The organism is Stenotrophomonas sp. PAMC25021 (genome assembly GCF_004795795.1).
Taxonomy (GTDB): domain Bacteria; phylum Pseudomonadota; class Gammaproteobacteria; order Xanthomonadales; family Xanthomonadaceae; genus Stenotrophomonas; species Stenotrophomonas muris.
The window spans coordinates 1,677,501-1,680,000 of the sequence record NZ_CP039255.1 but is presented as its reverse complement, the minus strand read 5'-3'; the positions used below and the strand labels follow the sequence as shown (position 1 = coordinate 1,680,000).

Genomic DNA, 2,500 nt, shown 5'->3' with positions numbered 1-2,500 from the left:
GCTGGCAACAAGCTTTGATCCGGTAATGTCCGAATGGGGAAACCCACCCGCTTGCGGGTATCCTGCAGTGAATACATAGCTGCTGGAAGCGAACCTGGTGAACTGAAATATCTAAGTAACCAGAGGAAAAGAAATCAACCGAGATTCCGTAAGTAGCGACGAGCGAACGCGGACTAGCCCTTAAGCTGATTTGGTTCTAGGAAAACACTCTGGAAAGAGTGGCCATAGAAGGTGATAGCCCTGTATCTGAAAGGGCCATTTCAGTGAAGACGAGTAGGGCGGGGCACGTGAAACCCTGTCTGAACATGGGGGGACCATCCTCCAAGGCTAAATACTACTGACCGACCGATAGTGAACCAGTACCGTGAGGGAAAGGCGAAAAGAACCCCGGAGAGGGGAGTGAAATAGAACCTGAAACCGTGTGCGTACAAGCAGTAGGAGCTCCGCAAGGAGTGACTGCGTACCTTTTGTATAATGGGTCAGCGACTTACTGTTCGTGGCAAGCTTAACCGTATAGGGGAGGCGAAGGGAAACCGAGTCTGATAAGGGCGCATAGTCGCGGGCAGTAGACCCGAAACCGGGTGATCTAGTCATGCCCAGGGTGAAGGTGCGGTAACACGCACTGGAGGCCCGAACCCACTCCCGTTGCAAAGGTAGGGGATGAGGTGTGATTAGGAGTGAAAAGCTAATCGAACCCGGAGATAGCTGGTTCTCCTCGAAAGCTATTTAGGTAGCGCCTCATATGTATCCTCTCGGGGGTAGAGCACTGTTATGGCTAGGGGGTCATCGCGACTTACCAAACCATTGCAAACTCCGAATACCGAGACGGACTGTATGGGAGACACACGGCGGGTGCTAACGTCCGTCGTGAAAAGGGAAACAACCCAGACCCACAGCTAAGGTCCCAAATTTTGTGCTAAGTGGAAAACCATGTGGAAAGGCACAGACAGCCAGGAGGTTGGCTTAGAAGCAGCCACCCTTTAAAGAAAGCGTAATAGCTCACTGGTCGAGTCGGTCTGCGGGGAAGATTTAACGGGGCTAAGCACAGAACCGAAGCTTGGGGTGCATAACTTTGTTATGCGCGGTAGAGGAGCGTTCCGTAAGCCGTTGAAGGTGGATTGAGAAGTCTGCTGGAGGTATCGGAAGTGCGAATGCTGACATGAGTAACGATAATGCGGGTGAAAAACCCGCACGCCGAAAGCCCAAGGTTTCCTTGCGCAACGTTAATCGGCGCAGGGTGAGTCGGCCCCTAAGGCGAGGACGAAAGTCGTAGTCGATGGGAAGCAGGTTAATATTCCTGCACCTCGCGTAAGTGCGATGGAGGGACGGAGAAGGTTAGGTGTACCAGGCGTTGGTTGTCCTGGGGAAAGGCGGTAGGTTTGGATCTTTGGCAAATCCGGGATCCTCTAAGACCGAGCACCGAGACGAGCCTTTATGGCGAAGTCACTGATACCACGCTTCCAGGAAAAGCTCCTAAGCTTCAGCTTACGCAGACCGTACCGTAAACCGACACAGGTGGGTAGGATGAGAATTCTCAGGCGCTTGAGAGAACTCGGGTGAAGGAACTAGGCAACATGGCACCGTAACTTCGGGAGAAGGTGCACCCTTTTTGGTGGCTCGTGCGAGCTATAGCTGAAGAGGGTCGCAGTAACCAGGCCGCTGCGACTGTTTATCAAAAACACAGCACTCTGCAAACACGAAAGTGGACGTATAGGGTGTGACGCCTGCCCGGTGCTGGAAGGTTAATTGATGGGGTCAGCCGCAAGGCGAAGCTCTTGATCGAAGCCCCAGTAAACGGCGGCCGTAACTATAACGGTCCTAAGGTAGCGAAATTCCTTGTCGGGTAAGTTCCGACCTGCACGAATGGCGTAACGACAGCGGCGCTGTCTCCACCCGAGACTCAGTGAAATTGAAATCGCTGTGAAGATGCAGCGTTCCCGTGGCAAGACGGAAAGACCCCGTGAACCTTTACTATAGCTTTACACTGAACGTTGAGTTCGTCTGTGTAGGATAGGTGGGAGGCTATGAAACCATGGCGCTAGCTGTGGCGGAGCCATCCTTGAAATACCACCCTGTCGTGCTTGACGTTCTAACCTGGGCCCATTATCTGGGTCGGGGACCGTGTATGGTGGGTAGTTTGACTGGGGCGGTCTCCTCCTAAAGAGTAACGGAGGAGCTCGAAGGTACGCTCAGCGCGGTCGGACATCGCGCACTGTGTGCAAAGGCATAAGCGTGCTTGACTGCAAGATCGACGGATCAAGCAGGTAGGAAACTAGGACTTAGTGATCCGGTGGTTCTGTATGGAAGGGCCATCGCTCAACGGATAAAAGGTACTCCGGGGATAACAGGCTGATACCGCCCAAGAGTTCATATCGACGGCGGTGTTTGGCACCTCGATGTCGGCTCATCACATCCTGGGGCTGTAGTCGGTCCCAAGGGTATGGCTGTTCGCCATTTAAAGTGGTACGCGAGCTGGGTTCAGAACGTCGTGAGACAGTTC

1 rRNA gene (running past both ends of the window) is annotated in these 2,500 nt (G+C 53.4%); it reads left to right on the top strand.

Features of this window, described 5'->3' with window-relative positions:
* A 23S ribosomal RNA gene (locus E5790_RS07975) occupies window positions 1-2,500 on the top strand (it extends past both window edges: 84 nt to the left, 296 nt to the right).